Source organism: Prauserella shujinwangii, assembly GCF_003001955.1.
Lineage (GTDB): Bacteria > Actinomycetota > Actinomycetes > Mycobacteriales > Pseudonocardiaceae > Qaidamihabitans > Qaidamihabitans shujinwangii.
On sequence record NZ_PVNH01000008.1, the window covers coordinates 31731 to 50710 of the forward strand.

General features: G+C 72.4%; 13 protein-coding genes. 5 read left to right on the plus strand and 8 right to left on the minus strand.

Features of this window, described 5'->3' with window-relative positions; all coding sequences use genetic code 11:
• Positions 1 to 58: 58 nt before the first annotated feature.
• From B0I33_RS19270 to B0I33_RS19290, 5 genes are read right to left on the minus strand one after another with little or no spacing between them, the layout of a single operon-like run.
• A complete protein-coding gene (locus B0I33_RS19270; protein WP_219927225.1) occupies positions 59 to 1396 on the minus strand; it encodes an ABC transporter substrate-binding protein in 1338 nt (445 codons plus the stop codon).
• A gap of 2 nt (positions 1397 to 1398) precedes the next feature.
• Positions 1399 to 2499: a branched-chain amino acid ABC transporter permease gene (locus B0I33_RS19275; RefSeq protein WP_106180233.1), complete on the minus strand. Its 1101-nt coding sequence runs from the start codon at positions 2497 to 2499 to the stop codon at positions 1399 to 1401.
• A 4-nt stretch (positions 2500 to 2503) separates the two neighbouring features.
• Complete coding sequence (locus B0I33_RS19280; RefSeq protein ID WP_106180234.1) at positions 2504 to 3382, minus strand: branched-chain amino acid ABC transporter permease; 879 nt, start codon at positions 3380 to 3382, stop codon at positions 2504 to 2506.
• Positions 3383 to 3415: 33 nt separating this feature from the next.
• The gene (locus B0I33_RS19285) at positions 3416 to 4141 is read right to left on the minus strand and encodes an ABC transporter ATP-binding protein (protein WP_245900836.1); all 726 of its coding nucleotides are present in this window, start codon (positions 4139 to 4141) and stop codon (positions 3416 to 3418) included.
• Positions 4134 to 5018 (minus strand): ABC transporter ATP-binding protein, encoded by an 885-nt coding sequence (locus B0I33_RS19290; RefSeq protein WP_425440497.1) that lies wholly within the window; start codon positions 5016 to 5018, stop codon positions 4134 to 4136. The genes B0I33_RS19285 and B0I33_RS19290 overlap by 8 nt, the downstream gene beginning before the upstream one ends.
• A 164-nt stretch (positions 5019 to 5182) precedes the next feature.
• Here B0I33_RS19290 and B0I33_RS19295 point away from each other — a divergent pair, with 164 nt between their 5' ends.
• The 5 genes from B0I33_RS19295 to B0I33_RS19315 all read left to right on the plus strand — a co-directional run bounded on the left by B0I33_RS19295 (position 5183) and on the right by B0I33_RS19315 (position 14358).
• A complete protein-coding gene (locus B0I33_RS19295; protein WP_106180237.1) occupies positions 5183 to 6403 on the plus strand; it encodes a PucR family transcriptional regulator in 1221 nt (406 codons plus the stop codon).
• Between the two features lie 118 nt (positions 6404 to 6521).
• Positions 6522 to 8321, plus strand: a complete 1800-nt coding sequence (locus B0I33_RS19300; protein WP_106180238.1) for a thiamine pyrophosphate-requiring protein — start codon at positions 6522 to 6524, stop codon at positions 8319 to 8321.
• Between the two features lie 5 nt (positions 8322 to 8326).
• Entirely contained in the window at positions 8327 to 9451 is a 1125-nt protein-coding gene (locus tag B0I33_RS19305; RefSeq protein ID WP_106180239.1) for an enolase C-terminal domain-like protein, read from the plus strand.
• A 16-nt stretch (positions 9452 to 9467) separates the two neighbouring features.
• Positions 9468 to 12617 carry an FAD-binding and (Fe-S)-binding domain-containing protein gene (locus tag B0I33_RS19310; protein WP_106180240.1) on the plus strand — a complete coding sequence of 1050 codons (3150 nt, stop codon included), beginning with the start codon at positions 9468 to 9470 and terminating at the stop codon, positions 12615 to 12617.
• 4 nt (positions 12618 to 12621) lie between these two features.
• On the plus strand, positions 12622 to 14358 hold the full coding sequence (locus B0I33_RS19315) for a glycoside hydrolase family 15 protein (RefSeq protein ID WP_106180241.1): 1737 nt from the start codon (positions 12622 to 12624) through the stop codon (positions 14356 to 14358).
• A gap of 51 nt (positions 14359 to 14409) precedes the next feature.
• Here B0I33_RS19315 and B0I33_RS19320 read toward each other — a convergent pair whose 3' ends face one another.
• From B0I33_RS19320 to B0I33_RS19330, 3 genes are all read right to left on the minus strand, one after another.
• Complete coding sequence (locus B0I33_RS19320; protein WP_106180242.1) at positions 14410 to 15303, minus strand: manganese catalase; 894 nt, start codon at positions 15301 to 15303, stop codon at positions 14410 to 14412.
• Between the two features lie 95 nt (positions 15304 to 15398).
• Complete coding sequence (locus B0I33_RS19325; RefSeq protein ID WP_245900839.1) at positions 15399 to 17780, minus strand: beta-xylosidase/alpha-l-arabinosidase; 2382 nt, start codon at positions 17778 to 17780, stop codon at positions 15399 to 15401.
• Between the two features lie 74 nt (positions 17781 to 17854).
• Positions 17855 to 18868, minus strand: coding sequence for a LacI family DNA-binding transcriptional regulator (locus tag B0I33_RS19330; RefSeq protein WP_106180243.1), 1014 nt, complete (start codon positions 18866 to 18868; stop codon positions 17855 to 17857).
• Between the last annotated feature and the right edge of the window lie 112 nt (positions 18869 to 18980).

Sequence of the window (18980 nt, forward strand, 5' to 3'; positions counted from 1 at the left end):
TGCGTCCAACGCACTGAAGGTGGCCTTCACTGCACGCGGCAGGGACAGCAAGCGAAGCTCAGCCCGCGGGCTGGACGTCCGGGATGCCGTTCGCCGGCGGGGTGGCCTGCTCCTCGGTGTACTCGGTGATCTCGGCGTCGCCGTTGTCGGTGACCTGGACCGGCGAGAGGTCCTCACTGCCGTTGCCCTTGATCCGCACCACCTTCACGCCGGACATGCCCGCGTGCGAGTCGGCGGAGTACCGGAACGGCACGAACGCCGGGCCCCGCAGCTCGCCGCCGACCTGCTCGAGCGCGTCGACGAGACCCTGCCGTGTCGGGTCGGGACCCGCGGCCTGCAGCGCCTGCACGAACGTGTACGCCTGCGCCATGCCGTAGATGCGGTAGTTGCTCAGCTCGCCCTCCTCACCGCCGTGGGCGTCCCAGACCTTCCGCCACAGCTGGGTCCACGGGTCGTCCGACTCGTCCACCCCGGGCATGTACTCGGTGGTGATGGCGCCGTCGAGCATGCTGGAGTCGGTCACCTTGCCCTCGGAGAACCGGCCGAGCAACGCGCCGACGAGTGCCGGGTCCGAGCCCACGTTGCTGTAGATCCACTGTGGCTGGTAGTTCAGCCGCAGGGCCGTGAGCTGGCTGAGCGCGGTGTAGGACGGGACGTTGAACCCGATCACGAGGTCGGCGCCCGCCGCCTGCAGCGCCGCGATCTGCGGGCCGATGTCGGTGTTGCCCGGCGCGTACCGCTCGGCCGCGACGATCTGGTCGTCGATGTAGGCTCGCGCGCCCTTCTCCCCGTCCCGGCCGAAGTCGTCGTCCTGCAGGAACAGCCCCACCTTGGCCTCGGGGAAGTTCTCCTTGACGTACTTGCCGATGATCTTGCCCTCGACCTCGTAGTCCGGCTGCCAGCCGAAGGTCATCGGGTTCTGCTCCGGCTGGTCCCACAGCAGCGACCCGGACGAGACGAACAGGTCCGGAACCCCGTTGCTGTTGAGGAAATCGAGCACCGCGCTGTGCGTGGGCGTGCCGAGACCGCCCACCATCGCGAAGATCTCGTCCTGCAGCACCAGCTCGTTGACCACCTGGCTGGTGTTGGTGGGATTGTACGCGTCGTCGCGGTAGACGTACTCGATCGTGCGCCCGTGCACGCCCCCGTTGGCGTTGACGTAGTCGAAGTACGCCTTCGCCCCGGTGGGGATCGCGCTGTAGCCGGGAGCGGCGACGCCGGTCAGCGGGAAGTGCGCGCCGACCTTGACACTGTCCTCGGTGATGCCCGGATCGGCCGCGCCGCCGCCCGAGTCACCTTCGGAGCGGCCGCCCGCGCCGCACGCCGAGGCCAGCACGGTCGCGGCCGCCACCGCCGCGACGAGAGCCGTCCGGCGGCGTCTCACCCACTTGGTCATCCTCATCCTCCTTGCTTCGAAGAACCGACTGCCCCGACGTCTCGAGCCCCCTGTCTCCGCCGCGTCCACGCGTGCCGGAGTCGGTGCACCGCTCCCAGCACGCCGCCCGGCGCGACGAGCATCACGACCACCAGCACCACGCCGTAGACCAGCGGGGCGAGCTCGGCCGCCTGCGTGCCGGTCAAGCCGAGGTCGGTGCCGAGCCCGGTCACCGCGGGCGGGAGGAACACGAGCAGGGCGCTGCCGAGCAGCGCGCCGGTGAGGCTGCCGAGCCCGCCGACCACGACGGCCGTGAGCAGCGACAGCGAGAGCACGATCGTGAACCCGCTCGGCGCGGCGAGCCGCACCACCATGGCCAGCACCGCGCCACCGAGCCCGGCGCAGGCGGCGCTCACCACGAACGCGAGCACCCGCATCCGGCCGAGGCGCACCCCGGCGAGCTCGGCGGCCACCTCGTCGTCGCGCACCGCGCGCCAGATCCGCCCGTACCGGCTCGCCGTGAGGTTGGCGAGCAGCAGCAACACCGCCAGCAGCGTGATCCAGCCGATGTAGGCGAGGTAACGCGCGCTGGTCAGGTCGCCCGCGGTGACGAAGTAGACGGCGTCGGCGAGCCAGTCCGGCGGCCGCGGCGAGCTCACCCGCAGTCCCTGCTCACCGCCGAACACCCCGTCGAAGTAGATCGCCAGCCCCGGCACGCCCACGGCCAGCGCGAGCGTGGCACCCGCGAGGTAGGGACCGTGCAACCGGGCCGCGGCCGCGCCGACCACCACCCCGGCCAGTGCGGTGACCGCGGCGGCCGCCAGCATCGCGACCGGGAACGGGACGGCGCCGGTCTCCAGCAGCAGTCCCGTGGTGTAGGCACCGACGGCCATCAGCGCGCCGTGCCCCAGGGAGATCTGGCCGTTGAGTCCGGTGAGGACGGTCAGTCCCACAGCGGCGATCGCGTAGTAGGACATCGTCGCGAACTGGGAGTTGCGGAAAGGTCCGGTCAGCTCGAGCACGACCACCACCACGAGCAGCCCGGCGAGCACGCCGAGCAGGTTGCGGCCGAGGACCGACGAAGGCAGCAGGCGGCGGGCCGCCGCGGTCACGGAGTCCGGCACGGTGTCACACCCGCCTCTCCGCCGCGCGGCTGAACAGACCGTGCGGGCGCACGAGCAGGACGGCGACCAGGATCGCCAGCGCCGCCAGTGTCACCAGCTCGCTGCCCAGGTAACCGCTCACATAGGACAGTGCCAGCCCGATCAGCAGCCCGCCGACCACGGCGCCGCCCGGGCTGTCCAGCCCGCCGAGCACGGCGGCGACGAACCCGTACACGATCACGCCGTCCATGTAGGCCGGGTGCACGAGGTTCCCGCCCGCGATCAGCAGGCCGGCGAGGGAGCCGACCGCCGCGGCGAGCGCCCAGCCGAGCGTCAGCATGCCGCCGACCCGCACGCCGAGCAGTCGCGCCACCTCCTGGTTGAACGCCGACGCGCGCATGCGCAACCCCACGTCGGTGAACCGGAACAGGGCCACCAGGCCGAGCATCACGACGACGACCGAGCCGATCACGAACGCGCTGAACGGGGTGAACGCGACGGTGAACTCGCCGACGCGGAACCCGCTCAGCCCGAACGGCGCGGGGAACGACTCGAACGAGGAGCCGAACAGCAGGGCCGCGATCGCCTGGAACGCGACGAACAGGCCCAGGGTCACGATCACCGCGTTGAGCGCGGGCCCGCCCTCCACGGGCCGGATCACCAGGCGTTCCACCACCGCGCCCAGCACGAGCCCGCCGAGCAGCGCGGCGCCGAACGCGAGCCAGTACGAGTGCCCCGCCTCGATGAGCACGAGCGCCACATAGGTGGTGAACATCGCCATCGAGCCCTGGGCGAAGTTGATGATCCGCGTGGCGCGCCAGATCAGCACGAGCGCGAGCGCGAACGCCGCGTAGATCGCGCCCTGGCTGAGCCCGCCGAGCGTGACGTTGACGAACTGTTGCATGGTCCTGCGTGTCCTCCTCCGGGTGGCACTGGGTCAGAAGCCGAGATAGGCGTGCCGCAGCTCGTCGTCCGCGGCGAGGGTGCGCGCGTCGGCGGCCGCGACGACCCGGCCGAGGTTGAGCACGAAACCGGCGTCGGCGATCGAGAGTGCGCTGCGCGCGTTCTGCTCCACCAGGAGCACCGTGAGGCCGTCCCGGTCGACGAGGTCGCGCAGGATCCCGAAGATCCGCGCGACGATGCGGGGCGCCAGCCCGAGCGACGGCTCGTCGAGCAGCAGCACCTCGGGGCCGGACAGCAGCGCCCGCGCGATCACGAGCATCTGCCGTTCGCCGCCGGACAGCGAGTTGGCCTCGCGGCGGCGCCGCTCCGCCAGTGCGGGAAAGAGGTCGTACACGTCCGCGAGGTGGTACCGGCGGTCGGCTCGGCGCGCGCCGAGCAGGTCGCCGAGGCGCAGGTTCTCCTCCACGGTCAGCTCGGTGATCACCCCGCGTCCCTCGGGCACGTGTGCCACGCCCGCTCGCGCGATCGCCTCCGCCGGCGCCCGCGTCAGGTCGCGCTCGCCGAGCAGCACGCTGCCGTCACTGCCCCGGACCAGGCCGGAGATCGTGCGCAGCAACGTGGTCTTGCCCGCGCCGTTGGCGCCCAGCACCGCGGTGATCTCCCCGGGACGCGCCCGCACGGTGACCGTGTTCAGCGCGGTCACCGGCCCGTAGCGGGTGGTCAGGTCACGCACTTCCAGTGCGGGTCCGCGCTCAGCCATCGTTGCCGTCGTTGCCATCGTTGCCATCACTGCCTCCCCGGTGGGCCTCCTCGCCCAGGTACGCGTCGACGACCGCCGGATCGTCCCGGACCTCCTCCGGCGCGCCGGCCGCGACCACCCGGCCGAAGTCCAGCACGGTGATCCGGTCGCACACCGACATCACGAGGTCCATGTGGTGGTCGACCAGCACGATCGACATGCGCTCGGCGAGCCCGCGCACGAACGCGCCCAGCTCGCTGATCTCGTCGTGACCGAGCCCGCTCGCCGGCTCGTCGAGCAGCAGCAGCTCGGGGTCGGCCGCGAGAGCCCGCGCGAGCGCGACGCGTTTCTGCACCGCGTAGGGCAGGCTGCCCGGGTAGCGGCCGGCGAACTCCGCCACCCCGGCGTCGCTCATCGCCCGCCACGCCCGTTCCCGCAGCGCGCGTTCGTCCGCGGCGGAGCGGGGCAGCGCGAGCAGCGCGGACACGAAACCGCTGCGGCGGAACCGGTCCGCGCCCACCATGACGTTCTCGGTCACCGTCAGGCCGCGGAACAGGCCGAGTCCCTGCAGGGTCCTGGCGACGCCCATGCCGGCGAGCCGGTGCGGGCGCAGGTCGGTCAGCGGCGTGCCGTGCCTGCTGATCGTGCCCGCGTCCGGCCGGACGAAGCCGCAGCACACGTTGAACAGCGTCGTCTTCCCCGCGCCGTTGGGGCCGATCACGCCGTGCACCTCGTGCGGGCGCACGGCCAGCGAGACGTCGTCGAGCGCGGTCAGCCCGCCGAACCGCACGGTCACGCCGGACACGGCGAACAGCGGCGCCGGATCGGGCCGCCCGCGGGCGTGGCGGTGGCCTGTCCCCGCCCTCCCGGTGGTCTCGGATGTTCCCGGCGACGTCACGACCGCGCCTCCCGACGTTGGGTGTGTGAGCTGGTGCGGCCCTAAGACTGATGCGCGGCGCCCAAATCCGGCCATAGGCGCGGCGCCCAAGGATCATGCCGATTTCTGGGCTCGCCGCCCGGAATGCCTGGACGCGATGCGGCGCCGCGTGTAAATCTCGGCAGATGCGATCGACGGTGGAGGGCGCGGAGGCCGCCGAATGCTCCGAACCGGCCAAGGCGGCGCTGCACACCCTCAGCCGCGTCCTGCTGGAGAACCTGGAGAGCCTCGCCGACCGGCTGACCCTGGTCGTGCTGCAGCGCGAACCCTCGTACGCGCAGCTGGGCGTCGCCGCCCCGGACGAGCTGCGGGAGAACCTGCGGGGCAACCTGGAGCGCGGCATCCAGTCGCTCGGCGCGACCGTGCCGGAGGGCGCGGACCCGCAGGACACGTCCATCGAGACCGGCCGGGTGCGGGCCAGGCAGGGCGTGCCGCTGGAGGCCGTGCTGCGCGCCTACCGGCTGGGCGGGCGGGTGATCTGGGAGGGCCTGCTCGCCACGTCGCGGGAACGCTTCGCGGGTCGCTTCGACCACGCGCTGCTCGACGCGGCCGGCTACGTGTGGAAGGTGATCGACTCCAGCTCGTCGGCGCTCGTGGACGCCTACCGGCTGGAGGAGGCGCGGCTGCGCAGCCAGGAGCTGTCGCGGCGGCACGCCTTCCTCAACGCGCTGCTCGAGGGCCGCGGCAGCGAGCCGGGGTTCGCGGCGGAGGCGGCGGCCGCGCTCGGCCTGCCGGCGAGCGGGCCGATGCTGTGCGTGGTGGCGCCGGTCGAGACCCCGTGCGACGAGCCGCTGCGCTCGCCGAGGGACACGCTGGCGGCGCACGGCATCGTCTCCTCGTGGCACGTCCGGCCCACCGAGATCGTCGGGCTGGTCGCGCTGGGCGAGCGCACGCCCGGTGCCGTGCTCGGCGCACTGGAGCCCGCCGTCACCGGCAGGACGGGCGCCTCCCCCGTCTTCCAGTCGCTCGCGGAGGCGGGCGACGCCTACGCGCTCGCGCAGACGGCGGCGAGCACCCTGGCCGGTCCCGGGGTGGCGATGCTCGACGACCGGCTGCCCGAGGCGCTGCTGGCCGGCAGCCCCCAGTTGCTGCCCCGGTTGCAGGAGGTGGCGTTCCGCGATCTGCTGCGGTTGCCCGCGAACGAGCGCGACACGATGTTCGAGACACTGGAGGCCACCCTCGACAGCGGCGGCTCCCCCACTCACGCCGCGCAGCGGCTGTACTGCCACCGCAACACCGTGATCTACCGGTTGCAGCGCATCGAGTCCGCCACCGGGCGCCGGGTGGCCGATCCCCGGGACCGGCTGCTGCTCACGCTCGGTCTGCTCGCCCGCAGGCACGGCTGACGCCCGCCGCGGCACACGCCCGCCCCGCGCGTCCGGTCGGACCGAATCCAGCGGTTTGACCGGCGGAAGGCCGGGAACCCGGTCGGAGGCAATCCGTACCTGAGTCCTGGGAGCAGCAATGCAGCAGGTGGCCGATTACATTGTCGACCGGATCCGGGAGTGGGGCGTCCACCGCGTCTACGGCTATCCCGGGGACGGCATCAACGGACTGCTCGGAGCGTTCGACCGCGCTGAGGGCGATCCCCAGTTCGTGCAGGCCCGGCACGAGGAGATGTCCGCCTTCATGGCCTGCGGGCACGCCAAGTTCACCGGCGAGGTGGGCTGCTGCATCGCCACGTCGGGGCCCGGCGCCGTCCACCTGCTGAACGGGCTGTACGACGCCAAGCTCGACCACCAGCCGGTCGTCGCGATCGTCGGCCAGCAGAAGCGGATCGCGCAGGGTTCGCACTACCAGCAGGAGGTGCACCTGGAGAGCCTCTTCGCCGACGTCTCCGAGTTCATCCAGTCGTGCATGCATCCGGCCCAGGTGCGGCACGTCATCGACCGCGCGTTCAAGACGGCGCTGACCAGGCGCGGCGTCGCGACCATCGTCGTGCCGGTCGACCTGCAGGAGGAGGAGGCGCAGCCCTCGCCGCCGAAGACGCACGGCGCCGTGTACTCCAGCGTCGGCTGGAGCCAGCCTCGCGTGCTGCCCGACCCCGGGGAGCTGCAGAAGGCCGCGGACGTGCTCAACGAGGGCAGCAAGGTCGCGATGCTCATCGGCCAGGGCGCCAGGCACGCCGAAGCCGAGGTGGTCGAGGCCGCCGAACTCCTCGGCGCGGGCGTGGCGAAGGCACTGCTCGGCCGGGAGGTGCTCGACGACGACCTGCCGTTCGTCACCGGACCGATCGGGTTGCTCGGCTCGGAGCCCAGCGACGACATGGTGATGAACTGCGACACGCTGTTCATGATCGGCACCAGCTTCCCGTACGCGGAGTGGCTGCCCGACGAGGGCCAGGCCCGCGGCGTGGAGATCGACATCGACGGCAGCATGATCGGGATCCGCTACCCGATGGAGGCACACGTCGTCGGCGACGCCAAGGAGACGCTCAAGCAGCTGATCCCCATGCTCAAGCGCAAGGAGGACCGCGGCTGGCGGGAGCGGATCGAGGAGCACGTGCGCACGTGGAACCGGACCATGGAGGACCGGGCGAGCCAGCACTTCCAGGGGCAGATCAACCCGCAGGCGATCGCCCACGTGCTCTCGCCGATGCTGCCGGACGACTGCATCCTCACCGCCGACTCCGGGTCCTCCACGAACTGGTGGGCGCGGCACCTCAAGCTGCGCAAGGGCATGCGCGCGTCGTTGTCCGGCACACTCGCCACGATGGGCCCCGGCGTGCCCTACGCGATCGCGGCCAAGTTCGCCTACCCGGACCACCCGGTGATCGCCTTCGTCGGCGACGGCGCCTTCCAGATGAACGGCATGAACGAGATGATCACCGTGCAGCGCTACGCCGAGCAGCTCGGTGGCGGCCCGCCGCTCGTCTTCTGCGTGTTCAACAACGAGGACCTCAACCAGGTCACCTGGGAGCAGCGTGCGATGGGCGGCGACCCGAAGTTCATGGGCTCGCAGTACATCCCGGACGTGCCGTTCGCGAAGTACGCCGAGCTGATCGGGATGACCGGCATCTACTGCGACGATCCGGGCGGCATCGAGGACGCCTGGCGCCGGGCGCTGTCCAGCACAGGCCCGGTCGTGCTCGAGTTCAAGGTGGACCAGGAGATCCCGCCGCTCCCGCCGCACATCAAGATGGAGCAGGCCAAGAAGTCGGCCAAGGCCGTCCTGAGCGACCCGGAGAAGGTCGGCATCGGTGTGCGCGGGTTCCGGCAGAAGCTGTCCGAGTTCTACGAGAACCTGCCCGGCCGCGACCGCTGAGCGCGATGTCGGACGTCATCGAGGTCGAGGACATCGACGTCCACGCCTTCACGGTGCCCACGGACGGGCCGGACGGGCTCGAGGCGGACGGCACGCTGGTCTGGGACTCGACCACGATGGTGCTCGTCCGCGCGCACGCAGGCGGTCGGACCGGGATCGGCTACACCTACGGCGACATCGCCGTCGCGACACTCGTCGAGTCGAAGCTCGCCTCGGTGGTGCGCGGCGGCGACGCGCTCGCCCCGGCCGCGCTGTGGCACCGCATGTTCGCGGCGCTGCGCAACGCCGGCCGTCCCGGTGCCGGTGCCATGGCGGTGTCCGCTGTGGACATCGCGTTGTGGGATCTCAAGGCGCGGCTGCTGGAACAACCGCTGTTCCGTGTCCTGCCCGCCTTCCACGACGAGGTGCCGGTGTACGGCAGCGGCGGTTTCGCCAACTACCCGACGAGCAGGCTCGTCGAGCAGCTCGGCGATTGGGTGGAGCAGGGCATCGGGCAGGTGAAGCTGAAGACGGCCCGCCATCCCGCCGAGGATCCCGGCAGGCTCACCGCGGTCCGCGAGGCCATCGGGCCCGACCCGGCCCTGCTCACCGACGCCAACGGCGGGCTGACCCGCAAGCAGGCGCTGTACTGGGCGCACCGGTTCGCCGCGGACTGGAACGTCTGCTGGCTGGAGGAACCGGTCAGCTCGGACGACGTCCACGGGCTGCGCCTCGTCCGCGACCACGGACCTGGAGGGCTCGACGTGGCCGCCGGCGAGTACGGCTTCATCCTGCACGACTTCGCCGACCTCCTCGACGCGGGCGCCGTCGACTGCCTGCAGGCGGACGTGACCCGCTGCGGCGGGGTCACCGGCCTGCTCGAGGTCGCCGGGCTGTCCGCGGTGCACCAGATGGACCTGTCCGCGCACTGCGCTCCCGCCGCCTCGGCACACGCGTTCTGCGCCGTCAAGCGGCTGCGCCACCTCGAGTACTTCCACGACCACATCCGCTGCGAGTCACTCGCGTTCGACGGCACGCTGCGGCCCGAGGGCGGCGCGCTGCGCCCGGACCCGGCGCGGCCGGGGCTGGGACTGGACGTGCGGTGGGCGGACCTGGAGCCGTACCGCGTCCACGGTTCGCGGCCGAGCTGAGGGAAAGGAGACCATCATGGCGAGCACGGCTCGGCAGGCCGTGCGCGAGGTGCCGGCGAAGACGCATCCCGCGATCGCGGGGCCGCCCCGGGGCAGGGTGAGCGTCGACGTGAGCGGGCTGGAGCGCGCGCTGCGCGACGCGGTCGAGGGCGAGGTGCGATTCGACCCGGGAGCGCTGGCGCTGTACGCCAACGACGCGTCCAACTACCGGCAGGTGCCCATCGGCGTCGTCGTCCCGAAGACGCTCGACGACGTCGTCGCGACCCACCGGATCTGCAGCGACTTCGACGCGCCGATCCTCAACCGCGGCGGCGGCACGAGCCTGTCCGGGGAGACCGTGAACTACGCGGTCGTGCTCGACCACACCAAGTACCTCACCGCCATCGGCACGTTCGACCCCGCGCTGCGCCAGGTGTCGTGCGAGACCGGTGTGGTCAACGAGCAGCTCAACATCCACACCGGACAGCACGGCCTGGTGTTCGGGCCGGACCCGTCCTCGCACTCGCGGTGCTCGATCGGCGGCAACATCGGCAACAACTCGTGCGGCATCCACTCCGTCCAGTCCCAGCTGTACGGACCGGGGCCGCGCACGTCGGACAACGTGCAGGCGCTCGAGGTGGTCACCTACGACGGGGAACGCTTCTGGGTGGGCGTGAACGAGGAGCAACACCTCGACGAGATCATCGCCGCGGGCGGTCGCAAGGGCGAGATCTACGCCCGGCTGCGCGATCTGCGCGACCGGTACGCCGACGCGATCCGCGCGGGCTTCCGGCCCGTGTCCGAACTCCCGCGCCGGGTCTCCGGCTACAACCTCGACGAGCTGCTGCCCGAACGCGGGTTCAACGTCGCCCGCGCGCTCGTCGGCACCGAGAGCACGTGCGTGACCGTGCTGCGCGCGACGCTGCTGCTGACCCCCGCGCTGCACGAGCGCACGCTCGTGGTGGTGCGCTACGACGACATCGTGCAGGCGGCGGGTCACGTCACCGAGATCATCGAGCGGTGGCGGCCGATCGGGCTGGAGGCCCTCGACGCGGATCTGGTGCACAGCCAGCAGGAGCAGCAGATGCACGTCGACGAGATCGCCGAGCTGCCCGGCGACGCCGACGGCGCGTGGTTGCTCGTGCAGTTCGGCGCCGACACCAGCGAGGAGTCGATCGGGACGGCGCAGGAGTTCGTCCGCTGGCTGCGGCGGGAGAAAGGGCACGCCGAGGACGACGTCGTCATCGCGAAGAGCGTGCAGGAGGGCGGCAACTCCGAGGACATCTGGCAGATCCGCGAGGGCGGTCTCGGCGGCACCGCCTTCGCCCACGGCCGGGACAACTGGCCCGGCTGGGAGGACTCGGCCGTGCCGCCGGACCGGGTCGCCGAGTACCTGACCGCGCTCAGGAGGAAGTACGACGAGTACGGTCTCACCGGCGCGATGTACGGCCACCTCGGGCAGGGCTGCATCCACTCGCGCATCGACTTCGACCTGCGCAGTCAGGACGGGATCCGCAACTACCGCGCGTTCCTCGAGGACGCCGCCGACCTCGTGGTCTCCTTCGGCGGCAGTCTCTCCGGCGAGCACGGCGACGGGCAGCAGCGGGCCGAGCTGCTGGAGAAACAGTACGGGCCCGAGTTGATCCAGGCGATGCGCGAGTTCAAGGCCATCTGGGATCCGAGGTGGAAGATGAACCCGGGCAAGGTGGTCGACCCCTACCGGCTCGACGAGGACCTCCGGCTCGGCACCGACTACAACCCCTGGCGGCCCGCGACGACGATGGCCTATCCCGAGGAGCGGGGTGACTTCGCGCACGCGGGCCTGCGCTGCGTCGGCATCGGCAAGTGCCGCAACCCCACGGCGACGCAGACGATGTGCCCGAGTTACCAGGTCACCCGCGAGGAGGAGCACAGTACCCGCGGGCGGGCCCGGATGCTGTTCGAGATGATGCAGGGCGACGTCGTCACCGACGGCTGGCAGTCGGAGGAGGTCGCCGGCTCGCTTGAGCTGTGCCTGGCCTGCAAGGGCTGCACGAGCGACTGCCCGGTCGGGGTGGACATGCCGGCGTACAAGGCGGAGTTCCGGCACCACCACTACCGGTCCCTGCGTCGCTGGCGGCCCCGGTACGCGTACGCGTTCGGCTTCATCGACCAGGCCGCGCGGCTCGCGTCGCGCGTTCCCGAGCTGGTCAACTTCGCCACCCAGACTCCGGTGCTGTCCCGGCTGGCGAAGTTCGCGGGCGGCATCGACCGGCGGCGGCCGCTGCCGGAGTTCGCGCCGATGACGCTGCAGGAGTGGTTCCGGCGGCGCGGCGGTACCGCGAACCCGCACGGCAGGCCGGTGGTGCTGTTCCCGGACACGTTCAACAACCATCTGCACACCGACGTCGGGGTCGCCTGTGTCGAGGAGATCGAAGCCGCCGGATGGCGGGTCATCATGCCGCAGCGGCATGTCTGCTGCGGCCGCCCGCTGTACGACTACGGCTTCCTCGACGCCGCGCAGCACTACCTGAACCGGGTGCTCGACGAGCTGCGCGAGTACGTCCGGGCGGACGTGCCGGTGGTCGGCATGGAGCCGAGCTGCCTGGCCGTGTTCAAGGACGAGCTGTTCCGCATGATGCCGCACGACGACGACGCGCGGCGGCTGGCGAAGAACTCCTACCACTTCCCCGAGTTCTTCCGCACGTTCGGCATCACCCCACCGAAGCTGGACGGCGAGGCGCTGCTGTGGACCCACTGCCACCAGCGCGCCACCGGCGGGCCCGACCCCGGGGACGAGCTGCTGGAGGGGATGGGGCTGTCGGTGCGGCGCGTCACCGGCGGCTGCTGCGGTCTCGCCGGCGCGTGGGGCTACGAGGACGGCAAGTACGGCATCTCGATGGACTGCGGGGAGCAGGCGCTGCTGCCCGCGGTGCGGGACGCGGACCCGTCGACGCTGGTGGTCGCGGACGGGTTCTCCTGCTCCACGCAGATCGAGGCCGCGGACACCGGGCACCAGGCGCTGCACACGGCGCAGGTCATGCGGCGCGCCCGCACCCGCTCCGGCGAGCCGCCCGGCAAGCCCGCTCCCCCGGTCTCGCGGCGCGCGCTGCGCACGGGTGCGGTGGCCGGTGCCGCGATGACCGTGGCCGCCGCGGCGGCGTGGTCCGGGGCCCGGCTGCTGCGCGGCCTGACGAGCCGGGACTGAGCCGATGTCGCCCACCGACCACACCCCGAAGATCCTGCGCGAGTACGCGCTGCTCGCCGACGGCGAGCGCGGTGCCGTGATCGGGCCGCGCGGCGACGTCGTCTGGCTGTGCGCGCCCGGGTGGGACTCGCCCTCGGTGTTCACCGCCATGCTCGGCGGTGCGGGCCGCTACCGGGTCCGGCCTGCCGATCCGTGGTTCGTGCCGGGCGGGTTCTACGAGGACGGCTCACTGATCTGGCGGTCGCGGTGGCGGCAGTCGCTCGGCACCGTGGAGAGCCGGGAGGCCCTGTCCTTCCCCGGGGACTCGCACACCCTGGTGCTGCTGCGGCAGGTGTACGCCGTCGAGGGCGACGCCGAGGTGCTGGCCGAGCTCGACCCGCGCGGCGAGTACGACCGGCGGCCGATGCGTGAGGTCACCCGCACCGACGGCTGCTGGCACGCCCGGATCGGGGAGCTGTACCTGCGGTGGTCCGGCTGCCCCGGCGCTCGCCATTCCGGGGAGGGCCTTGCCGCGCGACTGTCCATTCCGGAGGGTGAGCACCGCGACCTCGTGCTGGAGATCGCCGACCGGCCGTTCCGGGACCCGCCGCCGCTGCCGGAGCACCTGTGGGAGGTCACCGAGCACCAGTGGCGGACGCAGGTGCCCCGGCTGGACGGCGTCGTCGGTTCCCGTGACGCGCGGCTCGCGTACGCCGTGCTGCGCGGGCTCACCAACCGGCACGGTGGCATGGTCGCCGCCGCGACCACGTCCCTGCCGGAACGCGTGCGGGCGGGCCGCAACTACGACTACCGCTACACGTGGATCCGCGACCAGTGCTACGCCGGGCAGGCACTCGCGGTGCTCGGGGACGACCCGCTGTTCGACCGGCAGGTGGACTGGATCACCGAGCGGGTGCTCACCGACGGGCCAGGGCTGCGGCCCGTGTACGCCACCGACGGGGGCGCGGTGCCGGAGGAACAGCGGCTGGAGCACCTGCCCGGCTACCCGGGCGGCGCCCCGAAGACCGGCAACAACGCGAGCGGCCAGTTCCAGCTCGACGCGTTCGGCGAGGCGCTGCTGCTGCTCGGCGCCGCGGGCCGGAACGACCGGCTGGACCAGACCCGGTGGGAGGCCGTGCGGACCGCGGTGGCGGCGATCGAGAAGCGATGGACGGAGCCGGACGCCGGGGTGTGGGAGCTGCGCGAGGAACACTGGGCGCACTCGCGGCTGATCTGCGCCGCCGGGCTGCGTGCGGTCGCGGCCGTGGGGCCGGGACGCGAGGAGGCGGCGACGTGGAGCGCCCTCGCCGACGCGATCGTGGCCGACGCCGCCAGGGACTCCGTGCACCCGAGCGGTCGCTGGCAGCGTTCCCCCCGGGACGGCCGGGTGGACGCCGCCCTGCTGCTGCCGATGATCCGGGGGGCGGTGCCGCCGGACGACCCGCGTAACGCGGTCACCCTCGCCGCCGTGCGTGCGGACCTCTCCGAGGACGGCTACGTCTACCGCTTCCGGCACGACGACCGGCCGCTGCACGCGGCGGAGGGCGCGTTCCTGCTGTGCGGCTACTTCACGGCGCTGGCATGCCTGCAGCGTGGCGACGTCGCCGAGGCGCGGGCGTGGTTCGAGCGGAACCGGTCGGCGAGCGGCCCGCCGGGCCTGTACTCCGAGGAGTACGACGTCGTGCAGCGCCAGCTCCGGGGCAACCTGCCGCAGGCCTTCGTGCACGCGCTGCTGCTGGAGACCGCCTGCCGCCTCCCCTGACCGGGCCGGGGCGGGGCGCACCCGCCCCGCCCCGGCCCGGGGCCCGACAGCTCAGCTGAGCTCTTCCTTCAGCTTGCCCATCATGCCCTTGCCGCCGGTCAGCTGCGGATCCCTCGGGCGCTCGCCGTCCCCGCTCGTGGCGTAGAGCTTCGGGTCCGGTGGGGGCGCCGTGGCGGGACCGCCGAGCGGTTCGGGCGACTCGAGGATGCCCATGCGGTGCTCGCCGTCCGGCGCGGTGCCGTGCGCCCACCGGCCCTCGGCCGACTCGTTGCCCTCGGAGAGGTTCCACAGGCTGGTCGCGTGCTCGCGGTGCTCCTCGTCGAACAGCGCGCTCGGCGCGACGGTGTCCTCCATGCCGTCCTCCTTGAGCTGCTCGATCGCGGCCAGCCACATGTTCTGGTGGTAGGTGTCCCGGGCCAGGTTGAACTTCAGCATGTCCTTCACGCCCGGGTCGTCGGTCATCTCGTACAGCCGCGCGGTCTGCAGCCTGCCCTGCGCCTCGGCCGCGACGTTGGCCCGGAAGTCGGCGAGCAGGTTGCCGCTGGCGACGATGTAGCCCCCGTTCCAGGGCACGCCCTGGCTGTTGGTGGGCATGGCGCCGCCACCGCCGACGATCGCCTGCTGCGGGTCCATCCCGCCGATGACGGCCGCCATCACCGGGTCCTCGACCGCCCGCACGGTCTCGGTCGCCGGCGCGCCCTCGAGCAGGCGGGCCACCATCGTCGCGAGCATCTCGACGTGACCGATCTCCTCGGTCGCGATGTCCATGATCAGGTCCTTGTACTTGCCCTCCACCCGGCAGTTCCAGCCCTGGAAGAGATATTGCATGGTCACGGTCATCTCGCCCCATGCACCGCCGATGAGTTCCTGCAGCTTCCTGGCGAACACCGGGTCCGGCTGCTCCGGCTTCGCTTCGAACTGCAGGCGTTTCGAATGCTCGAACATGACGCTCCGCTTCGAGAAGTAGGGGTGCCTTACCGCGCGGGAGTTGCACCCCTGCAGCCCGCTAAACGGAACCGCCCGGAATTCGCCGGGGCGAACTAGTCGCGGTCGACGGTCACCGGGGTGAGCAGCTCCCGGTCGTGGCCGACGATCCTGGTCCCGCCGGTGAGCGTGAACTCCCCGGAGAGCCGGATGTCCTCGCTCGACGCGCCGACGTGCACCCGCACCGCACCGGGTTCGACGATCCGGTCCCCGGAGCGGCCGGTGAACGCCGTCCGGTCGGCGTGCACCCGGAAGCGCACCCGCGCCGCCTCGCCCGGCTCCAGCTCCACCCGGGCGAACCCGATGAGCTGCCGTTCCGGCCGGGTGACCGACGCCACCGGGTCGTGCAGGTACAGCTGCACGACCTCGGCGCCGGAGCGGTCACCGGTGTTCCGCACCAGGCAGGACACCTCGACCGCGCCGTCGGTCGGCACCTCCGGTGCCCCGCCGTCACCACCGTCGCCCACGCGCAGGTCCGCGTAGCCGAACGTCGTGTAGGACAACCCGTGGCCGAACGGGAACAGGGGCGTCGGGTCCACCGAGCTGAGGTCGGTGCGGCCACCGAGCGGCGGGCGCAGGTAGGTGGCCGGCTGGCCCCCCGGGGTCCGCGGGACCTGGACGGGCAACCGACCGGACGGGTTGACCCGCCCGGACAGCACACCCGCGACGGCGGCGGCGCCCTCCTCGCCGGGGAAGAACGTCTGCACGATCGCGGCCGCGCGGCCGGTCACCTCGCCGAGGGCGTACGGGCGTCCGGAGAGCAGCACGACCACCACGGGCACCCCGGTGTCGAGCAGCTCGCCGAGCAGCGCCCGCTGCTCACCGGGCAGCGCGAGGTCGTCGGCGTCGCAGCCCTCACCCGACGTGCCCCGGCCGAACAGGCCCGCCCGGTCGCCGAGCACGGCGACGCAGACGTCGGCGTCCCGGGCGGCGGCGACGGCCTCGGCGAAGCCGTCCCGGCCCGGACCGTCCACAGTGCACCCGGTCGCCGTTGTGATCGCGGCCTCGGGGAACTCGGCCCGGATACCGTCCAGCAGCGTCGGCACCCGCACGCCGATCGGCACGTCGGGGTGCTGCACACCGACGTGGCTCGGGAACGAGTAGCAGCCCAGCAGGGCGAGAGAGTCGTCCGCACACGGGCCCACCACGGCGATCCGCCCGGACGAGGACCGCGTACGCAGCGGCAGCGCATCCCGCCCCTCCAACAGCACGACGGAGCGTTCGGCGAGGGTGCGGGCGAGCCCGCGCAGCTCGGGCGGGTCGAGGTCGACCGGCTCGCCCCGGCGCACCACCTCCGGCTCCGGCTCCCAGTCGGCGTCCAGCAGGCCGAGCTCGCACTTCTGCCGCAGCACCCGTTCGGTGGCGCGGTCGACCAGCTTCTCCGGCACCTCGCCCGCGCGGACGAGGTCGAGCAGCGGTTCGCCGTAGCAGCGCACGCTGGGCAGCTCCACGTCGACGCCCGCGGTCAGCGCGAGCGCGGCCGCGTGGCCCGGCGAACCGGCGACACCGTGTGTCGTCTCCAGAAAGGAGACTCCGAAGTAGTCCGAGACCACGACCCCGCGGAAGCCCATCCGCTCGCGCAGCAGCACCGTGAGCAGTTCCTCGTCCGCCGCGGGCGGCACCCCGTCGATCTCGGCGTAGGACTGCATCACGGAGCGGGCGCCACCGTGCCGCAGTGCCATCTCGAACGGCGGCAGGAGCACGTCGGCCAGCTCGCGCGGCCCGACGCCGGCGGGCGCGTGGTTGCGCCCGGCGCGCGAAGCCGAGTAGCCCGCGAAGTGCTTCAGCGTCGCGACCACGCCTGCCGACTCCAGGCCCCGGGTGTAGGCGGTGCCGATCAGCCCGACCAGGTAGGGGTCCTCGCCGATCGTCTCCTCGGTGCGGCCCCACCGCGGATCGCGCGCCACGTCCAGCACGGGCGCGAGGCCCTGGTGCACGCCGACGTCCCGCAGCTGGCGACCGACCCCGGCGGCCATGCGCTCGACGGTGTCCGGGTCGAACGACGCGCCCCACGCCAGCGGGGTGGGGAACACGGTGGCCTGCCACGCGGTGAAGCCGGAAAGGCATTCCTCGTGCGCCATCGCGGGCAGCCCGAGCCTGCTGCCCGCCACCAGCCTGCGCTGGGTGTCGGCCAGCACCCTGGCGCCGGCCAGCGGTTCGACCGGGCCGGTGCCGAACACGCGGGTGAGCTGGCCGAGCCCGGGCTTGGTCAGCTCGTCCCACGGCGGCAGCGGCTCGGCGAACTCGTGCTGCGCGGGCGCCACCTCGTCCCCGGAGTCGGTGATGCCGACCCACACACCGACCAGCTGGGCGAGCTTCTCCTCCAGCGTCATGTCGGCGAGCAGCAGGGCGACCCGCCGTTCCACGGGCAGTGCGGGGTCGGCCCACGGCGCCCCGGCGGTGCGGGACTGGGCGGCTTCGGGTTCGTGCTCACTCACGTGCACGGCGCTCCTCGGGAGTGCGGACAGGGTCACGGTGCCGGCGCGGCGCACCGGTGGGGTCGCGGGCGCGGTCAGGCCCGCGGGGGCGCGGTGGACGCCCGCACGGTCAGCTGGGTGGCCAGCTCCACCCGGCGGGAGTCGGGCTGCTTGCCCGCGATCAGGTCGGCGAGCATGCGGCCCGCGTGCCGGCCCATCTCGGCCAGCGGCTGACGCACGGTGGTCAGCGGAGGGGACGACCAGCGCGCCACCGGCAGGTCGTCGAAACCGACGACGCTCAGGTCTCCCGGCACGGCCAGGCCGCACATGCGCGCGGCCTCGATGGTGCCGAGCGCCTGCTCGTCGCTGCCCGCGAAGATCGCGGTCGGTGGCTCGGGCATGCGGAGCAGTTCCAGCGCCGCGACGTAGCCACCCTCGTGGTGGAAGTCGCCGTGCCGGATGAGCTCCGGGTCGGCCGCCAGTCCCGCCCGCTCCAGCGCCGAGCGGTAGCCGTCGATGCGCGCCTTGCTGCACAGGAAACCGACGGGCCCGCCGATCATCGCGATGCGGCGGTGCCCGAGCTCCAGCAGGTGCTCGGTCGCGGACAGGCCGCCGCCCCAGTTGGTGGCGCCCACGCTGGGCACGTCGGGGCTGGGCAGGTCGACCGGGTCGATCACGACGAGCGGCATCCTGGCCCGCTCGAGCGTGCGCCGGTCGTTCGCGGTGAGCTGTGACGTGACGAGCAACGCCCCGCCCCGGCGCGCCTTGACCAGCGACTCGGCCCAGCGTTCGCGGTGCGGTGCGTTGGCCATCGATGAGACGACGGCGTCGAGCCCGGACTCCACGACCCCACGGATGATCTCCACCGCCCACGGGGAGTCCAGCGCGGTGAACACCAGATCGACGAGCGTCTCGTTGGCGGGGCGCCGGGTGCCGACCGGCACGTAGTCGTGCTCCTCGAGCAACCGCAGGACCTTCGCCCTCGTCGAGGCGGCCACGTCGTCCTTGCCGTTGAGTACCTTGGACACCGTCGGCAGCGAGACGCCCGCGGCCTCGGCGATGGTCGCCAGCGTCGCCCGGCGCGCACCGACCGCCGTCGTCTCCGCCATGTCTCCTCCTTCTCACCGACCATGCTGCGGGGAGTTTATCGAAACGCTTCCGAAACACAAGACCGGACTTCCGGCCGAAAACGAAACAGACAATCCCCAGCTCCACGCCAGG

Excerpts from the sequence above, each read along its gene's own strand:
- B0I33_RS19330 (WP_106180243.1), bottom strand. The coding sequence starts at position 18,868 with ATGGCGGAGACGACGGCGGTCGGTGCGCGCCGGGCGACGCTGGCGACC.
- B0I33_RS19300 (WP_106180238.1), top strand. The coding sequence starts at position 6,522 with ATGCAGCAGGTGGCCGATTACATTGTCGACCGGATCCGGGAGTGGGGC.
- B0I33_RS19315 (WP_106180241.1), top strand. The coding sequence starts at position 12,622 with ATGTCGCCCACCGACCACACCCCGAAGATCCTGCGCGAGTACGCGCTG.
- B0I33_RS19295 (WP_106180237.1), top strand. The coding sequence starts at position 5,183 with ATGCGATCGACGGTGGAGGGCGCGGAGGCCGCCGAATGCTCCGAACCG.
- B0I33_RS19305 (WP_106180239.1), top strand. The coding sequence starts at position 8,327 with ATGTCGGACGTCATCGAGGTCGAGGACATCGACGTCCACGCCTTCACG.
- B0I33_RS19320 (WP_106180242.1), bottom strand. The coding sequence starts at position 15,303 with ATGTTCGAGCATTCGAAACGCCTGCAGTTCGAAGCGAAGCCGGAGCAG.
- B0I33_RS19310 (WP_106180240.1), top strand. The coding sequence starts at position 9,468 with ATGGCGAGCACGGCTCGGCAGGCCGTGCGCGAGGTGCCGGCGAAGACG.
- B0I33_RS19280 (WP_106180234.1), bottom strand. The coding sequence starts at position 3,382 with ATGCAACAGTTCGTCAACGTCACGCTCGGCGGGCTCAGCCAGGGCGCG.
- B0I33_RS19270 (WP_219927225.1), bottom strand. The coding sequence starts at position 1,396 with ATGACCAAGTGGGTGAGACGCCGCCGGACGGCTCTCGTCGCGGCGGTG.
- B0I33_RS19285 (WP_245900836.1), bottom strand. The coding sequence starts at position 4,141 with ATGGCTGAGCGCGGACCCGCACTGGAAGTGCGTGACCTGACCACCCGC.